At 72.8% G+C, this 21,009-nt stretch carries 17 protein-coding genes; 11 read left to right on the top strand and 6 right to left on the bottom strand.

Features of this window, described 5'->3' with window-relative positions:
• Window positions 1-29 precede the first annotated feature (29 nt).
• Both ACQP26_RS08490 and ACQP26_RS08485 read left to right on the top strand, forming a co-directional pair.
• Window positions 30-1,103: a phosphotransferase family protein gene (locus ACQP26_RS08490; RefSeq protein ID WP_433495367.1), complete on the top strand. Its 1,074-nt coding sequence runs from the start codon at window positions 30-32 to the stop codon at window positions 1,101-1,103.
• The gene (locus ACQP26_RS08485) at window positions 1,104-2,315 is read left to right on the top strand and encodes an acyl-CoA dehydrogenase family protein (RefSeq protein ID WP_433495366.1); all 1,212 of its coding nucleotides are present in this window, start codon (window positions 1,104-1,106) and stop codon (window positions 2,313-2,315) included.
• A 22-nt stretch (window positions 2,316-2,337) separates the two neighbouring features.
• On the opposite strand, the gene ACQP26_RS08480 is transcribed toward ACQP26_RS08485, so the two are convergent.
• The 6 genes from ACQP26_RS08480 to ACQP26_RS08455 form a co-directional block, all read right to left on the bottom strand.
• On the bottom strand, window positions 2,338-3,384 hold the full coding sequence (locus ACQP26_RS08480; protein WP_281578618.1) for a LacI family DNA-binding transcriptional regulator: 1,047 nt from the start codon (window positions 3,382-3,384) through the stop codon (window positions 2,338-2,340).
• A gap of 84 nt (window positions 3,385-3,468) precedes the next feature.
• On the bottom strand, window positions 3,469-4,902 hold the full coding sequence (locus ACQP26_RS08475) for a GH1 family beta-glucosidase (protein ID WP_433495365.1): 1,434 nt from the start codon (window positions 4,900-4,902) through the stop codon (window positions 3,469-3,471).
• Entirely contained in the window at window positions 4,899-5,699 is an 801-nt protein-coding gene (locus ACQP26_RS08470) for a carbohydrate ABC transporter permease (protein ID WP_030274682.1), read from the bottom strand. Before ACQP26_RS08470 ends, ACQP26_RS08475 begins: the two co-directional genes overlap by 4 nt.
• 105 nt (window positions 5,700-5,804) lie before the next feature.
• Complete coding sequence (locus ACQP26_RS08465; protein WP_433495364.1) at window positions 5,805-6,785, bottom strand: carbohydrate ABC transporter permease; 981 nt, start codon at window positions 6,783-6,785, stop codon at window positions 5,805-5,807.
• 118 nt (window positions 6,786-6,903) lie between these two features.
• Window positions 6,904-8,223, bottom strand: a complete 1,320-nt coding sequence (locus ACQP26_RS08460; RefSeq protein ID WP_269701129.1) for an ABC transporter substrate-binding protein — start codon at window positions 8,221-8,223, stop codon at window positions 6,904-6,906.
• Window positions 8,224-8,523: 300 nt separating this feature from the next.
• Window positions 8,524-9,069 (bottom strand): plasmid pRiA4b ORF-3 family protein, encoded by a 546-nt coding sequence (locus ACQP26_RS08455; protein ID WP_269701130.1) that lies wholly within the window; start codon window positions 9,067-9,069, stop codon window positions 8,524-8,526.
• A 150-nt stretch (window positions 9,070-9,219) separates the two neighbouring features.
• Between ACQP26_RS08455 and ACQP26_RS08450 the strand changes: the two genes are divergently transcribed.
• From ACQP26_RS08450 to ACQP26_RS08410, 9 genes are all read left to right on the top strand, one after another.
• Window positions 9,220-10,131 (top strand): pyrimidine reductase family protein, encoded by a 912-nt coding sequence (locus ACQP26_RS08450; RefSeq protein WP_433495363.1) that lies wholly within the window; start codon window positions 9,220-9,222, stop codon window positions 10,129-10,131.
• 324 nt (window positions 10,132-10,455) lie between these two features.
• Complete coding sequence (locus ACQP26_RS08445) at window positions 10,456-11,556, top strand: IS110 family transposase (RefSeq protein ID WP_433495362.1); 1,101 nt, start codon at window positions 10,456-10,458, stop codon at window positions 11,554-11,556.
• A gap of 617 nt (window positions 11,557-12,173) precedes the next feature.
• On the top strand, window positions 12,174-13,922 hold the full coding sequence (locus ACQP26_RS08440; protein ID WP_043325613.1) for an ATP-binding protein: 1,749 nt from the start codon (window positions 12,174-12,176) through the stop codon (window positions 13,920-13,922).
• An 11-nt stretch (window positions 13,923-13,933) separates the two neighbouring features.
• Entirely contained in the window at window positions 13,934-15,082 is a 1,149-nt protein-coding gene (locus ACQP26_RS08435) for an exonuclease SbcCD subunit D (RefSeq protein WP_433495361.1), read from the top strand.
• Window positions 15,082-17,556, top strand: a complete 2,475-nt coding sequence (locus ACQP26_RS08430; protein ID WP_433495360.1) for an AAA family ATPase — start codon at window positions 15,082-15,084, stop codon at window positions 17,554-17,556. The genes ACQP26_RS08435 and ACQP26_RS08430 overlap by 1 nt, the downstream gene beginning before the upstream one ends.
• 25 nt (window positions 17,557-17,581) lie before the next feature.
• The gene (locus ACQP26_RS08425; RefSeq protein WP_269701135.1) at window positions 17,582-18,553 is read left to right on the top strand and encodes a hypothetical protein; all 972 of its coding nucleotides are present in this window, start codon (window positions 17,582-17,584) and stop codon (window positions 18,551-18,553) included.
• The gene (locus ACQP26_RS08420) at window positions 18,553-19,410 is read left to right on the top strand and encodes a spermidine synthase (RefSeq protein WP_433495359.1); all 858 of its coding nucleotides are present in this window, start codon (window positions 18,553-18,555) and stop codon (window positions 19,408-19,410) included. The genes ACQP26_RS08425 and ACQP26_RS08420 overlap by 1 nt, the downstream gene beginning before the upstream one ends.
• Window positions 19,411-19,492: 82 nt before the next feature.
• The gene (locus ACQP26_RS08415; RefSeq protein ID WP_047893132.1) at window positions 19,493-20,191 is read left to right on the top strand and encodes a sigma-70 family RNA polymerase sigma factor; all 699 of its coding nucleotides are present in this window, start codon (window positions 19,493-19,495) and stop codon (window positions 20,189-20,191) included.
• Window positions 20,188-20,967 carry an anti-sigma factor family protein gene (locus ACQP26_RS08410; protein WP_433495358.1) on the top strand — a complete coding sequence of 260 codons (780 nt, stop codon included), beginning with the start codon at window positions 20,188-20,190 and terminating at the stop codon, window positions 20,965-20,967. Before ACQP26_RS08415 ends, ACQP26_RS08410 begins: the two co-directional genes overlap by 4 nt.
• The last annotated feature ends 42 nt before the right edge of the window (window positions 20,968-21,009 follow it).

The raw sequence follows: 21,009 nt of genomic DNA, 5'->3' as shown, positions 1-21,009 counted from the left end.
ACAAAGCTGAGCTGCCATCAACTAATCGGATGACCGATCCGGCCGCCGATGTCGCCGCGCCCTCGACCGGTCCCGCCCCGCGCGGGCTCGACCTCGACCGGCTCGCCGCCCATCTGGCCGTCCACCGGCCGGACCTGAGCGGGCCGCTGTCGGCGCGGCTGATCGCCGGCGGCAAGTCCAACCTCACCTACCTGCTGCGCGCCGGTGACCGCGAGGTCGTGCTGCGCCGCCCTCCGCTGGGTCACGTGCTGGCCACCGCCCACGACATGGCCCGCGAGCACCGGGTGATCTCGGCGCTCGCGCCGACCGGCGTACCGGTGCCGGAGGCGCTGCTGCTCTGCGCCGACGAGAGCGTGATCGGCGCGCCGTTCTACCTGATGGCGAAGGTCGACGGCGAGGTCTACCGGCGGCGGGAGCAGACCGACGCGCTCACCTCCGCCCAGCGGCACGACCTCGCCATGGCGATGATGGACACGCTCGCCACGCTGCACCGGGTCGAGCCGGCCGAGGTGGGCCTGGCCGACTTCGGCCGGCCGGAGGGCTACCTGGGCCGGCAGGTACGCCGCTGGGCCGGCCAGCTCGACCGGTCCCGCAGCCGGCCGCTGCCCGGCATCGACGAGCTGCGCGACACGCTGGCCGCCAGCGTGCCCGAGGGCGCGAACGCGGGCCGGATCGTGCACGGCGACTACCGGCTGGACAACCTGCTCGCCGGCGTCGACCCGGTGGCGGTGCGAGCGGTGCTCGACTGGGAGATGGCCACGCTCGGCGACCCGCTGGCCGACCTCGGGCTGCTGCTGACGTACTGGGACGTGCTCGGCGACAGCGACCACGGCGAGGGCAACCCGGTCGCCGACGGCATCGGGCCGCGCGCCGGTTTCCCCACCGGCGCCGAGCTGATCGACCGGTACGCCGGACGCAGCGACGTCGACGTCGGCCCGCTGCACTGGCACGTCGCGCTCGGCTGTTTCAAGCTCGCGGTGATCTGCGAGGGCATCCACTACCGGCACACGCTCGGGCAGACGCTGGGCGAGGGCTTCGACCGGATCGGCGACATGGTGGCGCCGCTCGTGGCACACGGGTTGCGCGCGGTGAGGGAGAACTAGATGGAGTTCGCGTACGACGACCGCACGGTCGAGCTGCGGCAGCGGCTGGAGGCGTTCCTCACCGAGTGCGTGTACCCGGCCGAGCCGGTGCACCACGAGCAGGTGGCCGCCGCCGGCGACCCGTGGGCCCGCCCGCCGGTGATGGAGGAGCTGAAGGCGCAGGCGCGGGAGCGCGGGCTGTGGAACCTGTTCCTGCCCGACGCGCGCTACGGCGCCGGCCTGACCAACCTCCAGTACGCGCCGCTGGCCGAGCTGACCGGGCGCAGCCCGCACCTGGCGCCGGAGGCGCTCAACTGCGCCGCGCCGGACACCGGCAACATGGAGCTGCTCGCCGAGTTCGGCTCCGAGGCGCAGCGCAAGCAGTGGCTCATGCCGCTGCTCGCCGGGGAGATCCGGTCCGCGTTCTGCATGACCGAGCCGGAGGTGGCCTCCTCCGACGCGACGAACATCGGCACCCGGATCGTCCGCGACGGCGACCACTACGTCGTCAACGGCCGCAAGTGGTGGTCGTCCGGGGCGATGGACCCGCGCTGCGAGATCTTCATCGTGATGGGCAAGACCGACCCGGACGCCGACCGGCACCGCCAGCAGAGCATGATCCTGGTCCCCCGGGACACCCCCGGCGTGACGGTACGGCGCGGCATGCGGGTCTTCGGCTACAGCGACGCCCCGCACGGCGGGCACGCCGAGATCGACTTCACCGATGTGCGGGTGCCGGTGGACAGCCTGGTCGGCGAGGAGGGCACCGGGTTCGCCATCGCCCAGGCCCGGCTCGGCCCCGGCCGCATCCACCACTGCATGCGCCTGGTCGGCATGGCCGAACGAGCCCTGGAACTGCTCTGCCGGCGGGTGCTCGACCGGGTCGCGTTCGGCCGCCCGCTCGCCGAGCAGGGCGTGGTCCGCGAGTGGATCGCCGAGTCGCGGGTGCGGATCGAGCAGGCCCGCCTGCTGGTGCTCAAGACCGCGTGGCTGATGGACACCGTCGGCAACAAGGGCGCGCACACGGAGATCCAGGCCATCAAGATCGCCACCCCGCTGATGGCGGAGTGGGTGATCGACAAGGCCATCCAGGCGCACGGCGGGGCCGGGGTCAGCCAGGACACCCCGCTGGCCGAACTGTGGGCGGCGGCCCGCACGCTACGCCTGGCCGACGGCCCCGACGAGGTCCACCGCGCGTCGCTGGCCCGCCGCGAGCTGCGCCGCTATTCCTGAGCGGCGTCCCCGCCGCGGTGGGTCAGGCGGAGGCCCGGTGGATCAGCTCGGTGTCCAGCAGCACGTGCGGGGAGGGAACATCCTCGCCGCGGATGCGGGACACCAGCAGCCGGGCCATCTGCCGGCCCATCTCCTCCACCGGCTGGAACACGGTGGTCAGCGGCGGCTCGGCCTGACGCGCGATCGGGGCGTCGTCGAAGCCGATCACCGCCACGTCCTCGGGCACCCGGCGGCCGGCCTCGCGCAACGCGCGCAACGCGCCGAACGCCATCAGGTCGGAGGCGACGAACACCGCGTCCAGTTCCGGGCACACGTCGAGCAGCCGGCGCATGGCCGCGGTGCCGCTGCCCTCGCTGAAGTCCCCGTACGCGATCAGGCCCGGGTCGACCCGGCCGCCGGACGCGCGCACGGCCTCCTGGTAGCCGGAGAGCCGGGCCAGGCCGGCGCCCATGTCCTGCGGGCCCGCGATGGTCGCGACCCGGCGGCGGCCCTGGCGGAACAGGTGCTCCACCGCCTGCCTCGCGCCGCCGACGTTGTCCATGTCGACGAACCACGCCGGCTGCGCGTTCGGGTGCAGCATCCGCGCCGGACGACCGCCGAGCACCGTCGGCAGGCCGCGCTCCTCCAGCAGCGTGGGCAGCGGGTCCGCGTCGTGCAGTGACAGCAGGAGTACGCCGTCCACGTGCTGGTTGGTCAGGTGGTGCTCGACCCGTTCCCGCTCGATCGGCGACTGCACCATGGCCAGCCAGAGCTGCATGGGCGTCTCCACCAGCCCGGAGCTGACGCCCCGCACGATCGCGGCGAAGAACGGCTCGGTGAAGACCCGCTCCCCCGACTCGGACACGACCAGGGCCACCGAGTCGGTCCGCTGGGTGACCAGCGCACGGGCGGCACGGTTCGGCACGTACCCCAGCTCGGCGATGGCCTGCTGGACGGCGGCCCGGGCCTCCGGGCTGACCTGCGGCGAGCCGTTGACCACGCGGGAGACCGTGCCGCGCCCGACGCCGGCGCGGGCCGCGACCGCGTCGAGGGTCGGACGCCCGAGCGAGCGGGTGCGCTGCGTTGTCATCGTCTGTTGCTCCTCCGACGGTCGGGCGGACCCGGCACCGATTGAGGCGTCGGCGCCGGGCCGCCCGTTACTGGCTGGCCCAGCTTATTGTGCGGGCAGTCCGTTGCGTCGGATCACGTCGGCGTACCACCTGGCGCTGGACTTCGCGATCCGGGCCTGGCTGTCGTAGTCGACATAGACCATGCCGAACCGCTTCGTGTAGCCCCAGGCCCACTCGAAGTTGTCCAGGAGCGACCAGGCGAAGTAGCCCTTGAGCGGCACGCCCGCCTCGATCGCGGCGTGCGCCGCGCGCAGGTGCGCGGAGAAGTAGGCCAGCCGGTCCGGGTCGTCCACCCGGCCGTCGACGACCTCGTCGACGAACGCCGAGCCGTTCTCGGTGACGTAGAGCGGCAGGTCGGTGTACTCCCGGTGCACCCGCTCCAGCGTCTCCACCAGGCCCGGGGCGTCGATCTCCCAGTCCATGTCCGTCACCGGGACGCCCCGGGTGACGAACCGCACGTCCTCGCTGCCCGGCCAGCAGGACGGCGCCCGCCAGTAGGGCTCCGGCTCCGCGCCCTCGACGGGCGCGGCCACCACGTGCCGGCTGTAGTAGTTGATCCCGACCATGTCCAGCGGGGTGGAGATGGTCGCCAGGTCACCGTCGCGCACGTGCCCCATGTCGGTGACCTGACGCAGATCCGCGACCAGGTCCGCCGGGTACGCCCCGCGCAGCACCGGGTCCAGGAAGAACCGGTTGGCCAACGCGTCGATCCGGCGGGCCGCGTCGGCGTCCGCCGCCGATTCGCTCGCCGGGGTGACCGGGTACAGGTTGACGGTGATGCCGAGCTGCGCCTCCGGGCGGGCCGCCCGGACCGCCTGCACGGCCAGGCCATGGCCCAGCATCAGGTGGTGCCCGGCCCGGACCGCGTCCGCGCCGTCGTTACGGCCCGGAGCGTGCACGCCGGAGCCGTAACCGAGGAACGCCGAGCACCACGGCTCGTTCAGCGTGGTGAAGTACTTCACCCGGTCACCGAGCGCCTCGGCGACCAGGTGGGAGTACTCGGCGAAGCGGGCGGCGGTGTCCCGGGCCGGCCAGCCGCCCGCGTCCTCCAGCGGCTGCGGCAGGTCCCAGTGGTAGAGCGTCAGCCACGGCTCGATGCCGTGGCCGAGCAGTTCGTCGACCAGGCGGCGGTAGAAGTCCATGCCCTCCTGGTTGACCCCGCCGGTGCCGTCCGGCTGCACCCGCGGCCAGCTCACCGAGAAGCGGTACGACTGCAGGCCCAGGTCGGCCATCAACCGCACGTCGTCCGGCATCCGGTGGTAGTGGTCGCACGCCACGTCGCCGGTGTGCCCGGCCACCGTCCGGCCCTCGGTGTGGCTGAAGGTGTCCCAGATCGACGGGGCACGGCCGCCCTCCGTCGCCGCGCCCTCGATCTGGTACGCGGCGGTGGCCGCGCCCCAGAGGAAGCCGGGCGGGAAGGTGAGGGCCGGACCGGCGTCGAGGACGCCGACGGCGGGCGGGCTTGCTGGGTTGCTCACGACTTGACGGCGCCTTCCATGATGCCGCCGATGATCTGGCGGCCGAACAGAACGAACACGACGAACAGGGGCAGGGTCGCGATCAACGTACCGGCGAAGATCTGCGAGTTGTCGGCGAAGTAGGCGGTGTTGAGGCTGCGCAGCGAGATCTGGACGGTCGGGTTGGACGGGTCCGCCAGCACCACGAACGGCCAGAAGAACTGGTTCCACTGCTCCATGAAGGTCAGCAGACCCAGCACGGCGGCGGCCGGACGCAGCGCGGGTGCCACCACGTGCCAGTACACCCGCCAGGTGGAGCAGCCGTCCACCCGGGCGGCCTCGATCAACTCGTTCGGTACCGCCTGCTCGGCGTACTGGCGCATCATGAAGATGCCGAAGCCGCCGATCAGGAACGGAACGGTCACCGACGGCATGGTGTTCAGCCAGTCGAGCTTGGCCATCAGGATGTACAGCGGCAGCACGCCGAGCTGGATCGGCACCATCATCGAGGTGAGGATGATCAGCAGCAGCGCGTTCTTGCCCCGGAAGCGCAGCTTGGCGAACGCGAAGCCGGCCAGCGAGCCGAAGAACACCGTCGCGACGGTGATCGTCCCGGAGACCAGGAACGAGTTCATCAGGCCCTTGACGATGTTGGCGTCGCTGTTGGCGAGCACCCGCTCGATGTTCTCCCCGAGCTTGCCGCCGGGCAGGAACGGCGGCGGCCAGGAGTTGGCCGCGTCGTTCGTCCGGCTGGCGATCACGATCATCCAGTAGAACGGGAACAGGGACAGCAGCACGCCGAAGATCAGGCCGATCATGGTGAGCGGGCTGGCCTTCCAGAGCCGCTCGGCCCGATGGGTGGTCTTCACCGGCGGGCTCTGCCGGGTGGGCGGGCGGACGGCGGTGGTCGTCATCTCGTCACCTCACTTGTCGGAGCTGATGCGGCGGGCGAGCAGGTAGTTGATCGCCGACATCAACGCGATGAGCACGAAGAGCACGAGCGCGACCGCTCCGGCGTAGCCCCACCGGAAGCGCTGGTTCATCACGTCGAGCAGGTACATCGTGATGGTCTGGAACTGCCCCTCCGAACCGCCGGAGAGGCCACCCGAGCCGCTGGTGAACAGCAGGGGCTCGGTGAACAGCTGGAGGCCGCCGATGGTGGAGATGATCAGCGTGAAGATGATCGTGGGGCGCAGCTGCGGGACCGTGATCGACCAGAACTGACGCCGCCGGGAGGCGCCGTCCAGCGCCGCGGCCTCGTACATGTCCTTGCTGATCGACTGCATGGCGGCCAGGTAGATCAGCGCGTTGTAGCCGACCCAGCGCCAGTCGACCATGGTGGAGATGGCGAACCAGGAGGCGAAGCGATTCGCCCGCCAGTCGATCGGGTCCAGGCCGACGCTGTCGAGCAGCCAGTTGACCAGGCCGAAGTCCTTGGCGTAGATCATCGAGAAGATCAGCGCGACCACGGCGGTCGAGGTGATGATCGGCATCGCGATGGCCATCCGGAAGAACGTCTGCGCGCGCAGCTTCCGGTTGAGCGCGTTGGCGAGCATCAGCGCCAGCAGCAGCTGGGGCACCGTGGAGAGCAGGAACATGCCGAACGTGTTGACCACCGCGTTCCAGAACTGCGGGTCCTCGGTGATCAGTTCGATGAAGTTGTCCATCCCGACGAAGGAGATCGTCGAGTTCAGCGGCGACCGGTCGGTCAGCGCGATCCAGACCGTGTACGCGATCGGGTACACGCCGAACACGGCGAAGATCACGAAGAACGGCAGGACGTACAGGTACGGCGAGTACTTCAGGTCCAGCCGGGTCATCGAGGTGGCGCGGCGGCGGGTGTGCTTTGCGACGCGCGGCGCGCCGGGCTCGGGCGGCGCCGCGGCGTGCAGGTCGAGGCTCATGGGGAGTCCTTCTCCTCGGCCGGCGTCACCCGCCACACGGGCGACGCCGGACTCTGCGGGCACCGCGGGTGGCGCCGGCAGCCGGGCTGCCGACGCCACCCGCGGGCGGCTCAACCGGTCACTTACCGGCGGCCGCACCGTTCTTGAGGGCCGTCTGCCACTGCTCGCCGGCCGACTTGCCCTGCTCCACCGCGCGCAGGCTGTTCTCCACCGCGGTGCGGACCGCGTTGTTCTTCGGGCCGAGGTAGACCGGCTTCAGCTCGGTGGCGCCGGCGGCGAAGATCTTGCCGACCGGGGCCTTGCTGAAGTAGTCGTTGGTCGAGTCGGCCACGGCCGGGTCGGTGAGCGCCTGCGGGTTCGAGGGCAGGTTGCCGACCGCCTTGTACGCGCCGATCTGGCCCTTGGCGCTGGTCAGGAACTTGGCCAGCTCCGCGGCCTCCTTCTGGTGCTTGCTCGACTTCGGCACGCCGAGGAAGGAGCCGCCCCAGTTGCCACCGGCGCCCGGCGCCTTGGCGATGTCCCACTTGCCGGCCGCCGCGTCACCGGCCTGGCCCTTGATGACACCGGTCATCCAGGCGGGGCAGGCGATGGTGGCGAAGGTGCCGTTCTTGAAGCCGGCGTTCCACTCGTTGGAGAACGACTGGAGGTTGTTGGACAGCCCGGCGGCGATCATCTTGGTGGTGAGGTCGTACGCCGTCTTCACGTCCGGGTTCTGGTCGATGACCATCTTGTTGCTCTTGTCGTAGTACGTGTAGCCGGTGCCCTGGCCCGCGATCTGCATCAGCACGACGTTGTAGAAGTTGGTCGCCGAGTCGACGAACTTGTGCTTCTTGTCGGCGGCAGCGAACTTCTGGCCGGTGGCGATGAACTCGTCCCAGGTCGGCCAGAGCGCGCCGACCTGCTCGCGGTCGGTGGGCAGCCCGGCGGCCTTGAACAGGTCGCTGCGGTAGCACAGCGCCATCGAGCCGACGTCGGTGCCGAGGCCCAGCACCTTGCCGTCGGGGGTGGTGCCCTGCTCCCACTTCCACGGCAGGAAGTTGCCCTTGAGGTCGTTCGCGCCGTGGTCGGCGAGGTTCACGAACTTGTCGGCCTGGGCGTAGAACTGGACGATGGTGCCCTCTTCCAGGGCCACCACGTCGCCGGCGCCGGAGCCGGCGGTGATCTGCTGGGTGAGGCGGGTGTTGTAGTCACCGAGGCCGAGGCCCTTGCCCCGCTCCTGGATCTTGACGTTCGGGTGCTCCGCCTCGTACTGCTTGTACAGCTCTTCGTAGCCGAAGCCCTGGTCGCCGAAGACGTCGACGACCAGCGTGACCGGGCCGCCGCCGCTGCCGCTGTCGCCGCTGTCCGAGTCGTCGCCGCAGGCGGCGGTGGTGCCGAGCACGACGACGGACGCGAGCGCGATGGCCGCGAAGCGCCGACGACGGATTGGGACGCTCATCCGAGACCCCTCTTTCGGTGGTGAGGCGATATCTGCTGTGTGGTGGGGGGTGCGTGTCGCGCGGGCCGGAGCGGGCAGGAACGAGATCCGCGCCACTCCCGGGAGCGCTCCCATGAGGTTGCCGGGAGGTGACAGGGGTGTCAATAGACCGTTGGGAGCGTTCCCATTTCGTTACCGCGCCCGCGCGCGGCCCCGGGCGGAAACCCCTCGGTCGCGGCGGTGGGCCGGCCCGATCAGCGGCGGTGAGGTGGCGCGATCAGGGACGGTGAGGTGGCGGTCGGCGGCGCGGCGGACGCGCGGTCAGCAGCAGCGGCGCAACAGGACGGTGGCGCGGTCCGGGTCGAACGCGGCCGCGTCGAACGCCGGGCCGGCCCACTCGCGCATCGTCACGTGTTCCGGGTGCGCCGGGTCGGCGAGCGCGGCCAGCAGGACCGCGTACCCGGCCGGACCACCCACGTCCTCCGGCGGGCAGGCCCGCTCCCCGTCCAGGCAGAGCGGATAGCGCTCGTCCGGGTCGGCGGCGCAGCAGTCCTCCACCACCAGGTCGTGCTCCCACCAGTCACCGAAGTCGTACGTGTAGCGGAAGCGGTCGCCCTTGCCCACGAGCGCGTCCAGCCGGACGTCCAGTTCGTCGCGCAGCGCCAGTTCGCCGCCCGGGTCGGGCTCGCCGTACTGCCGGCCGTCGACGTCGAACGAGTGCAGATGGCAGTCCCGCCAGCCCATCGCGTGCTGGATCACCCGGTGCAGCCGGTCCAGGGTGTAGCCGCCGGGCACCAGCACCCGCCGCCACACCGGCGGCCGGACGCCGGCCAGCGACACCATGAGCTGGAAGATCTGACGCGACACGACGTCCCATCCTTCCTGGGCATAGGCTGCCTGCATGATCTGCCGAGCCTGCCGGGAACGGCGGCACGACGACTGTCCTGGCCGGAAGTGGTGCGACTGCCAGCACCGTACCCCCGAACCCACCCCTCCGGTCACGGGTCCGGCCGGCGAATGACCGTCGGAACCCCGATCGAACGGATCTGGCCCGCACCCGTTACCGGTGCGCTCACCGATCCGCAGCTCACCGCGCTCTACGCCCGGGCGGCCGGCCCGCATCTGCGGGTCAACTTCGTCGCCAGCGCCGACGGCGCGGTCACTCTGGACGGATACTCGGCCGGGCTCTCCGGCGAGCCGGACAAGCGGGTCTTCGGGCTGCTGCGGATGCTCTGCGACGGTCTCGTGGTGGCCGCCGGCACGCTGCGCCACGAGGGCTACCGGGCGGTGCGGCTGAGCCCGGAACGCCGGGCCTGGCGGCGTGAGAAGGGGCTGGCCGAGTTCCCGACGCTGGTGGTCGTGTCCGGCTCACTCGACCTCGACCCGGCGCAGGCCGCGTTCGCCGACGCCCCGGTCCGGCCGATCGTGCTCACCCACCCGGGCGCCGTACCGCCGCCGGGGTTGACCGACGTGGCCGACGTGATCCGCTGCGGCACCGGCCGCGCCGACGACACCGGCCGGGCGGACGGCAGCGGCCGGGCGGACGGTAGCGGCCGGGCGGACGGCAGCGGCCGGGCGGACGGCAGCGGCCGGGCGGACGGCACCGGGCGGACTGGGGGCACCGGGCGGGTCGATCTCGTCGCCGGCCTGGCCGAGCTGCGCCGGCGCGGGCTCGACCAGTTGCTCTGCGAGGGCGGCCCGCACCTGTTCGGCTCGCTCACCGCCGCCGACATGGTCGACGAGCTGTGCCTGACGGTGGCGCCGCTGCTCGCCGGCGCCGGCCCGGGGCGGATCACCGCCGGAGACGCCAGCGTCCCGCGCCACCTGCCGCTACGTCACGTGCTGGCCGCCGCCGACGGCGTGCTGATGCTCCGCTACGCCCGCGACCCCGCCGACCCGCAGCCCGCCGGCGCCGCCCCCACCGCCTGACCCGGCACCCGGCACCCGGCACCCGGCACCCGGCACCCGCGACGCTTCTATAGGTGGGCCGGTTCCGGGAGGGGTTGGTATCGGTAGGGTTCGACGTCGGTGATCGACGAGTGACTCATGCAAGATCTGGCCACCGCAGAAGGGTGTGCCGTGAAGCGCGACCTGTCCTCGTGGGTTGCCGGCGTCGGCCCGGCCCACCTTGCTGGCCTGATCAGAAGCCTGTCCGCGATTGGTGTCGCGTGACTCATCACAGATGTGCCGCCGGGTGATCGTCTCCCGGGCCGACGCCGTCCGAACGTCGTCCCGTGCAAGGGAGAACCGTCCGTGCCTTCCATCCTGGCAGATCGTCTGGCCGGCCGTGTTGACGCGGTCATCGGTGTGGATACCCATACCGATACGCACACCGCCGCGGTGACCACCCCGGTCGGGACAGTGCTGGCCGAGATCACCGTGCCGGCCACCGCCGACGGCGCCGCTGTTCTGCTGGCCTGGGCCGGGCGGCAGACGACCGGGCTGGGAACGGGCCGGCGGGCCTGGGCCCTGGACGGCGCCCGGTGTCACGGGGTCGGCCTGCTGCGTGTCCTGCGCGCCGCGGGTGAGGACGTCCTGGAAGCACCCAAACCCGCTGCCGGACGCCGTCGGCGAGGCGGCAAGTCCGACGCGTTGGACGCCGTGCACGCCGCTCGCGCGGTGCTGGCCGCCGACCACGTCGCCACGCCCCGCGCCGACGGCGACCGGGAAGCCCTGCGCCTGCTGCACGTCTGCCGCCGCCACTACAGCGACACCCGCACCGCCACCATCAACCTGTTCAAATCGCTGATCCTCACCGCCGACGACGATCTACGCACACAGATGCGCGGACTGAACACCCTGCGGCAGGTCCAACACGCCACCACCCTCACCACCGGCACCGGCACCGGCACCGGCACCGGCAGCGGCAGCGGCACCGGCAGCGGACTTGACCGACTGCGCCGCACTCAACTGGCAGCCCTGGCCGAGCAGATCCTGACCCTCGAGAAGCTCCTGAAAGCCAACCTCACCGAAATCCGCACCCTGGTCGACAAGCTCTGCCCCACCCTGCTCGACCAACCCGGGATCGGCCCCGTCACCGCCGCGATCGCACTGACCGCCTGGTCACACCCCGGCCGGTTCCGCAACGAAGCCGCCTTCGCCTCACTCGCCGGCGCCAGCCCCGTCCCCGCCAACTCCGGACGCACCATCCGCCACCGCCTCAACCGAGGCGGCGACCGCACCCTCAACGCCGCCCTACACACCATCGCGAAAACCCGCCAACGATGCCACCAACCCACCAAGGACTACGTCGAACGCCGCACCACCGAAGGCCGCACCCCAGCCGAAATCACCCGCAGCCTCAAACGCTACATAGCCCGCCAAATCTGGCGCACCCTCGAAACCAACGCTTGACAAACACCTTCACAGATCTTGCACTTGGGGCCCTGATTGTGCCCGTTTTGCGCTGAACTGAGAGGGCCGGAACTGCAAGATCGCGTCAATTTCGGGGAGCAGCGCGGCTCGGACTGCCTGCTGTGGCCAGCTCCTCCCGTCTTGCGGGACGGCCGTTCCGTTGAGTGAGATCCGTAGAGATCTTGGCAGGAAAGGGCCCCTATGAGGGCCGTTTCCTACCAAGATCTTCGCGGCTCTCCGGAGGCAGGACGGGAACTCCTGCTTTCCGGGACAAGCTCGGCTGGTTGGTCCGACTCGCTGCCGGGAGCGGACGGCAGTTCGCCAAGATCTCGGGTCAGCCCGGCAACGAGAGGCTGGTCCGGCCGACCGGCGCCTCGCGAGCAGTCGTCGTCAGGGGCAGCGGCCGCCACCTGCGCCGCCGACGCCCGCGCCACACGACGGGCCCGTAGCCGAAACAAGGAAAACGCACGCTCAGTGGTCGGGCGGATCCGGGTGGCTACCGTTCGGCGCACGGGTGACGTGGCGTCCGCCGCGTCGCGTGGCAACCTGTCGCATCCCTCGGGCAGGATGCACGACGTGCACCGCCAACGGTACGACCAGCCGACCGGAGACTGCCGATGACCGACGATCAGCTCGACGGGCCCGGCGAGGGTGTGGGCCGGGTGCTCGGCACCGCCGACGCCACCCCGCTCACCTTCTGGACGGCTGTGGCGCCGGGCAGCTACCTGCAACTCGACGACGTGGTGGTGACCCGCCGCGACCTGCCCGACCGTGAGCCCGTGACGATCGCCGGGGTGGTGACCCAGGTGCGCGCCCGGCACGAGGGGGCGCAGTTCGACTCCGACGTCTTCGCCATCGCCGACGGCACGCTGCCGGCGCAGGTGCAGGAGGCCGCCGAGGTCACCACCACGCGGGTCGACCCGGAGTTCTACGTGCCGCCGACGCCGGGCGCGGTGGTGCACCGGGCGGAGGGTGACGCGCGGGCGCGGGCGCTGCACTTCGACCGGATGGAGCGGCGGATCCCGATGGGGATGGGCCGCGACGGCGTGCCGGTCTACCTCAACGCCGACTTCCTCGACGGCACCCGGGGCGCGCACGTGTCGATCTCCGGCATCTCCGGTGTCGCCACCAAGACAAGCTTCGCCACGTTCCTGCTCTACTCGGTGTTCCGCTCCGGCGTGCTGGGCGGCGACGCGGTGAACGCGAAGGCGCTGATCTTCAACGTCAAGGGCGAGGATCTGCTGTTCCTCGACCACCCGAACAGCCGGCTCGACGACCCGACCCGGGCGGCGTACGCGAAGCTGGGCCTTGATGCGGGCGCATTCCCGGACGTGCGGGTGTACGCCCCGCCGCGGGTCGGCGACTCCTCCGGCACGCCCGATGTGAGCAGCCGGCTCACCGGCGTGGACAGCTTCTACTGGACGCTGTCCGAGTTCTGCGCCGACCGGCTCCTGCCGTACGTGTTCGCCGACGCCGACGACGAGCGCCAGCAGTACACGATGGTGGTCCACTCGGTGGCCGCGCACCTGGCCCGCTACGCCCAGCCCGCCGACGGCGGGGTGAGCATCGACGGGGTACGGCTCGGCTCGTACGCGGATCTGGTCGACCACGTCGTCGAGCAGCTCAACGACGACGAGACGCGCGGCGAGTGGGCGGGCAGCGCGGTCGGGCTGGGCACCGTGAACGCGTTCGCCCGCCGGTTGATCGGCAGCAAGAAGGATCTGGGCCGGCTGATCCGGGGTGATCTGGCGACGCGTCGCCCGCACTCGATCAACACGGCGGAGAGCGCCCAGGTGACTGTGGTCGACCTGCACAACCTGCCGGATCGCGCGCAGCGGTTCGTGGTCGGTGTGACGCTCAAGAGCGAGTTCGAGCGCAAGGAGAAGGCGGGCACCGCCAAGCCGCTGCTGTTCGTCGTGCTCGACGAGCTGAACAAGTACGCGCCGCGGGAGGGCTCGTCGCCGATCAAGGAGGTGCTGCTCGACATCGCCGAGCGCGGCCGCTCACTGGGTGTGATCCTGGTCGGCGCTCAGCAGACCGCGAGCGAGGTGGAACGGCGGATCGTCACCAACTCGGCGATCCGCGTGGTGGGCCGGCTCGACCCGGCCGAGGCGTCCCGCCCGGAGTACGGCTTCCTGCCGCCCGCGCAGCGGCAGCGGGCGCTGCTGGCCAAGCCGGGCACGATGTTCGTCAACCAGCCGGACATCCCGGTGCCGCTCTGCCTGGAGTTCCCGTTCCCGGCGTGGGCCACCCGGGTCTCGGAGGCGGGCCGCGCGCCCTCGGAGACGCTACGGTCGATCACCCAGGCCGCCGATCCGTTCGCGGTGGTCGGCTCCGGCTCCTCCGACGACGACATCCCGTTCTAGGCGGCACCCAGATGAAGATCCTGCACACCTCCGACTGGCACGTCGGCAAGGTCCTCAAGGGGCAGTCCCGGGCCGAGGAGCACAAGCAGGTCCTCGCCCAGGTCATCGACATCGCCCAGCGTGAGCGGCCCGACCTGGTGATCGTCGCCGGTGACCTGTACGACACCGCCGCGCCGACCCCGGAGGCGACCCGGCTGGTGACGCGGGCGCTCACCGCGTTGCGGCGTACCGGCGCCGATGTGGTGGCGATCGGCGGCAACCACGACAACGGCGCGGCGCTGGACGCGCTGCGGCCGTGGGCCGAGGCGGCCGGGATCACGCTGCGCGGCAGCGTCCGGGAGAACCCGGACGAGCACGTCGTCGACGGCGTCACCGCAGACGGCGAGCGCTGGCGGCTGGCCGCGCTGCCGTTCCTGTCCCAGCGGTACGCGGTGCGCGCGGTGGAGATGTACACGCTCACCCCGGCCGAGGCCAACCAGACGTACGCCGACCACCTGGGCCGGGTGCTGGACCGCCTCGCCGAGGGGTTCACCGAGCCGGACCGCGTGCACCTGGTGACCGCGCACCTCACAGTGGTCGGCGCGAGCACCGGCGGCGGCGAGCGGGACGCGCACACGGTGCTCGGGTACGCCGTACCGGCCACGGTCTTCCCAGGCAACGCGCACTACGTGGCGCTGGGTCACCTGCACCGCTCGCAGCGGGTCATCGGCCCGTGCCCGATCCGCTACAGCGGCAGCCCGCTCGCTGTCGACTTCGGCGAGCAGGAGAACGTCTGCTCGGTGACGATCGTGGAGGTGACCGCGACCACCGCCGCCCGCGTCCGGGAGGTGCCGGTGCCGGGCGCGGTGCCGCTGCGCACGGTACGCGGCACGCTCGCGCAGCTCGCCGAGCTCGAGGCGCCGGAGGGCTGGCTGCGCGTCTACGTCCGGGAGCAGCCCCGGGCCGGGTTGCGCGAGGAGGTGCAGGAGCTGCTGCCCCGGGCGCTGGAGATCCGGATCGACCCGGAGCTGGTGCCCGCGCCGGGCAGCGGGACCCGCACCGCCCAGCGGGCCGGCCGGTCGCCGGGCGAGTTGTTCGGCGACTACCTGGACAGCCGCGGGCACGCCGACGAGGGTGTCCGGGAACTCTTCGACGAGCTGCTCGAGGAGGTGGAGCACTGATGCGGCCGATGCGGCTGGACATGGCCGGGTTCACGGTGTTCCGCGACGAGACCACTGTCGACTTCACCGACGCCGACTTCTTCGCGCTGGTCGGGCCGACCGGTTCGGGCAAGTCGACGGTGCTCGACGCGATCTGCTTCGCGCTCTACGGCACGGTGCCGCGCTGGGGCGGCACCCGGGGGCTGGCGAACGCGCTGGCGCCGTCGGCGACCGAGGCGCGGGTCCGGCTGGTCTTCGAGTCCGCCGGGGACCGGTACGTGGCGACCCGGGTGGTCCGCCGCGACGGGCGGGGCACGGTGAAGACCGCGAACGCCGGCCTGCAGCTCATGCCGCCGGGGTTCGACGTCACCAAGCTCGACACCGGGCTCAGCCCGGAGGACCTGGGCGAGGTGGTGGCGGGCACCCCGGCCGAGATGGAGCAGGCGGTGCTGGACGCGGTGGGTCTGCCGTACGAGCAGTTCACCTCCTGCGTGGTGCTGCCGCAGGGGCAGTTCGCCGACTTCCTGCACGCCAAGCCGGCCACCCGCCAGCAGATCCTGGTGAACCTGCTCGGGCTGGGCGTCTACGAGTCGGTGCAGAAGAAGGCGGTCGAGCGGGCCGGACAGGCCGAGGCGAAGCTGGAGGCGGTCGACAAGATGCTCGGCGGGCTCGCCGACGTCGACGACGAGAGCCTGACCGCCGCCCGGGAGCGGGTGGACGCGATGCGGGAACTGGCCGCGGCGGTCGCTGCCGCCGTACCCGAATGGGAGCGGGCCCGGGCGACGGCGGGCGAGCGGGCGGCGGCGCTGGCCGCCCTCGACGCCGAGCTGGGTGTGCTGGCCGGGGTGCGGCCGCCGGACGGCACCGCCGAGCTGGCGCGGGCGGTGACGGCGGCCCGGGTGGCCGCCGACGAGGCGGCCGGCGCGGTCGGGCTGGCCGAGGAGCGCGAGGAGAAGCTGCGCGGGGAGCTGGCCGCCGCCGGTGACGAGAGCGCGCTGCGGTTGCACCTGAAGGCCTACGCGGACCGGGACCGGCTGACCGCGGAGGCGGCGACTGTGCGCGCGGCGGTGGACGCGGCGCGGACCGAGCACGACGCGGCGGTGGCGGCGCTGGCGGCGGCGCGGGCGGACGCGCAGCGGGCCGAGACGGAGCTGGAGTCGGCGTTCCGCGCGCACGAGGACGCGAAGGCCGCCGACCAGGCGGTGGCGCTGCGGGCGCACCTGGTCGGCGGCGCGCCGTGCCCGGTGTGCGAGCAGACGGTCACCACGGTGCCGGCGGTGCCGGAGGGTTCGGCGGTGAGCCGGGCGATCGAGGCGGGCAAGGCGGCGCGCGCGGCGAGCGAGGCGGCCAAGCGGGTCGTGCAGGAACGCGACACCGCCGCGCGCGACCTGGACCGGGTGCTGCTGCGCGCCCGGACCCAGCACGACCAGCTCGGTGCGCGCCTGGCCGAGCTGGACGAGCAGCTCGCGGGCGCGCCCGCGCCGGAGCGGCTGCGGGAGGCGCTGGCCGAGCACGCCCGGCTGCGGACCGCGTTGGAGGAGGCGGCCGGCGCGGTGCGGGCCGGCCGGGAGGCGGCCCGGCGGGCGCGGGGCGCGCTGGACGCCGCGCAGGAGCGGCTGCGCCGGGCGTGGCGTGACTTCGACGCGGTACGCGACGGGCTGGCCCGCTTCGGTCCGCCGGCCGCCGACCGGGACGACGTGGCGGCGGCGTGGACGGCGCTGGCCGGTTGGGCCGGTGAGCAGGCGCGGGTGCGGCGCGCGGACCGGGACGGGCTGGCCGACTCGGTGGAGGCGGCGCAGCGGGCCGCGGCCGAGGTCGCTGACGGGATCGCGGCGCTGTTCACCGCGGCCGGGCTGGACGCCCCGCAGGACGCGCCGCGCGACGTGGCGGTGGCGGTGGAGCGGGCCGAGGCGGAGTTGCGCCGCCTCGACGAGCGCCGTGAGCAGGCCGCCGAGCTGCGGGAACAGCGGGCCGGGCACGAGCGTGAGGCGCGGGTGGCGCGGGCGCTCGCCTCGCACCTGCGGGCGAACAACTTCGAGCGCTGGCTGCTCACCGAGGCGCTGGACCTGCTCGTCGACGGCGCGTCGCGGATCCTGCGGGAGCTGTCCGGCGGGCAGTACGACCTGGTGCACGACAAGGGTGAGTTCTTCGTGGTCGACCACCACGACGCCGGGCTGCGGCGCGGGGTGCGGACGCTGTCCGGCGGGGAGACGTTCCAGGCGTCGCTGGCACTCGCGCTGGCGCTGTCCGAGCAGCTCGCCGGCATGTCCACCACCGCCGCGAGCCTGGAGTCGATCGTCCTGGACGAGGGCTTCGGCACGCTGGACGCGGCGACGCTGGACACGGTCGCGGCGACGCTGGAGAACCTGGCCGCCCGGGGCGACCGGATGGTCGGCGTGGTCACTCACGTGCCCGCGCTGGCCGAGCGCATCCCGGTCCGCTTCGAGGTCCGCAAGGACGCGCGGACGGCCCGCGTGGAACGGACCGGCCTGTGACCGGCACGCTCCGGCGGAGCGCCGCGTGACCGGGCCGTCGCCGGCGTTCTTCGTCGACGCGTGGGATCCGTCGTACGGCGCGTCGTTCGAGGCGGCGGGCGGGTCCGGGCCGGCCGCGCCGAGCAGCGCCCAGGTCGACGCCGACGTCGAACTGCCGGCCACCGACTGGCGGGCGATCGGCCCCCGCGCGGACGTACGGGCGCCGGACGTGGTGCTGCTGGTCGACGGGGTACGCCGGATCGACGCCAGCATCTGGACGGCCGAGGAGGACGGCGGCTCGTTCCCCGGCATCGCCGCCTCGTACGCGGCCGGGGTGGTCCGCTGCGACCTGGACCGGGGCGCCGCCGAGATGGCCGGCGCCCGCGTGGGCCGGGGACTGTTCACGGCGAGCCCGTCGGCGCAGGACGTGGTCGCCGGGACGGTCCGCTACCCGGTGCACCGGGTCAGCGGCACCGGTGAGCTGAGCAAGCTGCCCGCTGCGGTGCAGGCGCCGCTGACCGCGCTGGAGGTGGCCGTCTCCGACGCGGTACGCACCGACGGCGACCTGCTGGTGGTGGACGGCCCGCTGCGCAGCCGGCGCAACCTGCCGCGCACGCTCGGGTACATCAAGACGCAGCACAGCCAATACCTCGACGGGCGGCTCACCGCCGTGGTGATCGGGCTGGCGCCGGGTGAGCGCTGCCCGGTGTTCCGGCTGGGCACGGCGTGGGGCGGCTGGTCCTGGTATCTGCGGCTGCCGGTGCGCGCCGGCGCGCCCTGGGCGGGCATCGTGCGCGTGGAGTGCTCGGCCGACCTGACCGTGCCGGAGGCGATCGCGCTGGCCGACCTGTCGCTGGTGACGCTGCCCCGGTTCGCCTCCACCCCGTACAAGGATCCGCGCGCCCCGCAGAACCTGGTGCCGATCGCCGGGCTGGAACGCCGGCTGCGCGGGATGCTCGGCGACGCGCGGCTGCTGCACCGGAGGCTCACCGGCGCGGCGCGCGGGATGCGGCGCTGATGGGCCGCCGACGCGACGCCGATCGGGTGGTGGCCGACGTCGACACCGGGCGGGCCGAACTGGTGCCGGACGTCGACCGTCCGGGCTCGTGGACGCTGCTGCTGGACGGCGCGCCGCAGTCGCATGTGGACCTGACCGACCCTTCGCACCTGGAGTTCGAGTACGTCCGGCGGCTGGCCGCCGCGCTGGATCTGGTGGCGCCGGCCGGGGCGCCGCTGCGGGTGCTGCACCTGGGTGGCGGCGCGCTCACACTGCCCCGCTACGTGCAGGCCACCCGGCCCGGTTCGACGCAGCGGGTGTCCGAGGTGGACGGCGCGCTGGTGGAGCTGGTCCGTCGCGAGCTGCCCTGGCCGTCCGATCCGCGCCTGCGGGTACGGGTGGCCGACGCGCGGGCGACGCTGACGTCGAGCCGCGACGGCGCGTACGACGTGATCGTGGCCGACGTGTTCGCCGGTGCCCGTACCCCCGCTCATCTGACCTCGGTGGAGTACGCCGCCGAGGTGGCCCGCGTGCTCGCGCCCGGCGGCAGCTACCTGGCGAACGTGGCCGACGGCCCGCCGCTGCGGCACGCCCGGGCGCAGGTCGCCACGGTGCGGACCGTGCTGCCCCGGGCCTGCCTGGTCGGCGACGCGGCGGTGCTGCGCGGCCGGCGCTACGGCAACCTGGTGCTGGTGGCGTCCCGGGTGGAGCCGCCGGTGCCGGAGCTGACCCGGCGGGCGGCGGGCGACTGGTTCCCCGGCCGGGTGCTGGCCGGCCCGGAGCTGGACCGGTTCACCGGCGGCGCGGCGGTGGTCCACGACGCGGACGCCGTCGACTCCACTCCCCCGCCGCCGGGAATTTTTTCGGTCAAGCGTTGATCCGATCGGCTGATCGCTGCGTATCCCCGGGCGGCCATGCCCGTGGGGGGCCGGCTGATGTCATTGGACAGCGGAGGTCTGCATGCATGCAGTGGCGGCCGGCTGGCACGGCGAGGTGGCGCGGCCCGAGTGGATGTTCGCCCGGGCACAACCACACTCGCGCGCCTCGCGTTCGGGCCGGGGGGTCGACGCCCGGTCCGCCGATCGCCAGAATGACCCGGTGCCGCCGCGACCCGCTCCCGGACGCCACCAGGCGACCTCCGCCGAGGCCAGCCACTCCGACCAGCTGATCCGCCTGCTCTACGCCGAGCACGCCGGTCCGCTGCTGATGTTCGTCATGCGGCTGACCGGCGGGGACCGGCAGCGTGCCGAGGACATCGTGCAGGAAACGCTGCTGCGGGCCTGGCGCAACGCGCACCGGCTCGGCGTGCAGGGCCAGGGCTCGCTGCGCCCGTGGCTGGTCACGGTGGCCCGGCGGATCGCCATCGACGAGCACCGCAGCGAGCAGGCCCGCCCGCCCGAGACGTACGACCGGGATCTGACCATGTTCGCCGAGTCGGACAGCACCGACCGGGTGCTGCGCACCATGACCGTCGCGGACGCGCTGCGTACGCTGAGCCAGTCGCACCGGGAGATCCTGGTGGCGACGTACTTCCGGGGACGCACCGTGCCGGAGGCGGCCGAGGAGCTGGGGCTTCCGCTGGGTACCGCCAAGTCGCGGGTCTACTACGCGCTGCGCGCGCTGCGCACGGCTCTGCAGGAGAGGGGGGTGACCGAATGAGCCGGGCCGACCACATGGACGTCGCCGCGTACGCGCTCGGCGTGCTGGACGCGCAGGACGCGGAGCGGTTCGAGGAGCATCTGGCCGCCTGCTGGGCCTGCGCTGCGGAACTGGAGACGATGGTCCCGGTGGTGGGGCTGCTCTCCGGCATCGACGGCGAGGCGATGGCCGCGCTGGAGCAGACGCACACCGATCCGGCGCTGCTGGACCGGACGCTGATGGCGGTACGGCGGGACCGCCGTCGTACCCGGGTGCGGCAGTTGCTGGCGACAGCGGCGGCCGTGGTGGTGTTCGGCGGCGCGAGCGCGGCGGCGGCCGGGATGCTCGGCGACGACCCGGCGACGCCGCAGGCGGTGCCGACGCAGGCCGCGCCGAGCGCGGCGCCCAGCGGCGAGCCGGGCAACCCGAACGACCCGGGCGTCGGCGGGCCGGAGGAGATCGAGGGCGACCAGCACAACGCGACCGACCCGGGGACGGGCGTGCAGACCACGATGTGGCTGGCCCGCAAGGAGTACGGCACGCAGATCGGGGTGCAGCTGAGCCGCCTGCCGGGGCCGCGCACGTGCCGGCTGGTGGTGGTCCGCAAGAACGCCACGACCGAGGTGATCTCCACCTGGTCGGTGCCGGTCGGCGGCTACGGGACGAACCAGAACCAGCTTCCGCTGCAGCTGAGCGCGTCCACGTCGGCGCCGGTACGCGACATCGACAAGCTTCAGGTGCAGTCGGTCGACGCGAACGGGGTGGCCAGCACGCTGGTGACGGTGGACGACATCTGATCGGTGGTGCCGACGGCGCCGGGTGGCTGAGCCACCCGGCGC

Source organism: Micromonospora sp. CA-248089 (assembly GCF_050948515.1).
In the GTDB taxonomy this organism is placed as follows: domain Bacteria; phylum Actinomycetota; class Actinomycetes; order Mycobacteriales; family Micromonosporaceae; genus Micromonospora.
This window is presented reverse-complemented; position numbering and strand designations above follow the sequence as displayed.

What these genes read in the sequence shown, in the direction of transcription:
- ACQP26_RS08490 (WP_433495367.1), top strand. Translation starts at nt 30, where the DNA reads ATGACCGATCCGGCCGCCGATGTCGCCGCGCCCTCGACCGGTCCCGCC.
- ACQP26_RS08485 (WP_433495366.1), top strand. Translation starts at nt 1,104, where the DNA reads ATGGAGTTCGCGTACGACGACCGCACGGTCGAGCTGCGGCAGCGGCTG.
- ACQP26_RS08480 (WP_281578618.1), bottom strand. Translation starts at nt 3,384, where the DNA reads ATGACAACGCAGCGCACCCGCTCGCTCGGGCGTCCGACCCTCGACGCG.
- ACQP26_RS08470 (WP_030274682.1), bottom strand. Translation starts at nt 5,699, where the DNA reads ATGATCGGCCTGATCTTCGGCGTGCTGCTGTCCCTGTTCCCGTTCTAC.
- ACQP26_RS08465 (WP_433495364.1), bottom strand. Translation starts at nt 6,785, where the DNA reads ATGAGCCTCGACCTGCACGCCGCGGCGCCGCCCGAGCCCGGCGCGCCG.
- ACQP26_RS08460 (WP_269701129.1), bottom strand. Translation starts at nt 8,223, where the DNA reads ATGAGCGTCCCAATCCGTCGTCGGCGCTTCGCGGCCATCGCGCTCGCG.
- ACQP26_RS08450 (WP_433495363.1), top strand. Translation starts at nt 9,220, where the DNA reads ATGACCGTCGGAACCCCGATCGAACGGATCTGGCCCGCACCCGTTACC.
- ACQP26_RS08440 (WP_043325613.1), top strand. Translation starts at nt 12,174, where the DNA reads ATGACCGACGATCAGCTCGACGGGCCCGGCGAGGGTGTGGGCCGGGTG.
- ACQP26_RS08435 (WP_433495361.1), top strand. Translation starts at nt 13,934, where the DNA reads ATGAAGATCCTGCACACCTCCGACTGGCACGTCGGCAAGGTCCTCAAG.
- ACQP26_RS08430 (WP_433495360.1), top strand. Translation starts at nt 15,082, where the DNA reads ATGCGGCCGATGCGGCTGGACATGGCCGGGTTCACGGTGTTCCGCGAC.
- ACQP26_RS08420 (WP_433495359.1), top strand. Translation starts at nt 18,553, where the DNA reads ATGGGCCGCCGACGCGACGCCGATCGGGTGGTGGCCGACGTCGACACC.
- ACQP26_RS08415 (WP_047893132.1), top strand. Translation starts at nt 19,493, where the DNA reads ATGCATGCAGTGGCGGCCGGCTGGCACGGCGAGGTGGCGCGGCCCGAG.
- ACQP26_RS08410 (WP_433495358.1), top strand. Translation starts at nt 20,188, where the DNA reads ATGAGCCGGGCCGACCACATGGACGTCGCCGCGTACGCGCTCGGCGTG.